Consider the following 819-nt stretch of genomic DNA (forward strand, 5'->3'; position numbering starts at 1 on the left):
AGGGTGCAGAACCCGGCGATGGTGCCGAGCACCACGGCGACGACGTGGTACATGTGCTCGGTGACGCCGACGGCTTCGGTCCAGCGGTCGGGGATCAGCAGCCCGCCGACGTGGCCGAGCGCCACGACGAGGATCCCGAAGTGGAACAGGGGGCTGCCGATGCGCAGCAGCCGCCGCTCGTAGAGCTGGGACGAGCGGGTCGTCCAGCCGAACTTGTCGTAGCGGTACCGCCAGATGTGCCCGAGGACGAACACCGCGATCGTGACGTAGGGCAGGGCGACCCACAGCAGGATGCCGCCGACGCCCGGTTCACCGCCGTTCTGCGCGGCGAGGACGGGCAGGTGGCTGGTCATGAGCGGGCCTCCAGGACCGGGTCGGGCAGGAAGACGGGACCGGAGGCCGCGGCGTCGCTCCCGTAGGGGGCGAGGCCGACCTCCTCCTCCGGCGGGCCCTCGGCGATGAGGCGGGCGACGGCGTCCTCGTTGCGGCCGGTCAGCGGCGGCAGTGTCGCCGAGACCGCCTCCAGGACGGCCGCCCACGGCGACGCGGCCTCGGTGAGCGCGAGACGCAGCAGCTCCAGGCCGGCGCGGTGCTCCAGCAGCAGCCGCCGCCCTTGCGCGAGGTCTCCGGTCGCGGCGAACTCCAGCACCACGGCCAGATGGTCGGGCAGTTCCCCGTCGTCCAGGACGAGCCCCGCCGCCTCGTAGGCCTGTTTGAAGCGCAGCAGGGCCATCCCCCGCTTACGGGTGTCGCCGTAGGCGTAGTACGACAGGTAGAGGCAGCACCGCTTGCGGTGGTCGAACGTGGCGACGTAGTCCG

The 819-nt window shown here is 72.2% G+C and carries 2 protein-coding genes; both read right to left on the reverse strand.

The window, feature by feature from the left end:
* A partial coding sequence (locus E1285_RS45200; RefSeq protein WP_165967064.1) for a respiratory nitrate reductase subunit gamma occupies positions 1-353 on the reverse strand: 353 nt, incomplete at its 3' end.
* On the reverse strand, positions 350-819 hold a 470-nt coding region (gene narJ, locus E1285_RS45205; RefSeq protein ID WP_132161052.1), incomplete at its 5' end, for a nitrate reductase molybdenum cofactor assembly chaperone. The genes narJ and E1285_RS45200, both read right to left, overlap by 4 nt.

Source organism: Actinomadura sp. 7K507, from assembly GCF_004348425.1.
In the GTDB taxonomy this organism is placed as follows: Bacteria; Actinomycetota; Actinomycetes; order Streptosporangiales; family Streptosporangiaceae; genus Spirillospora.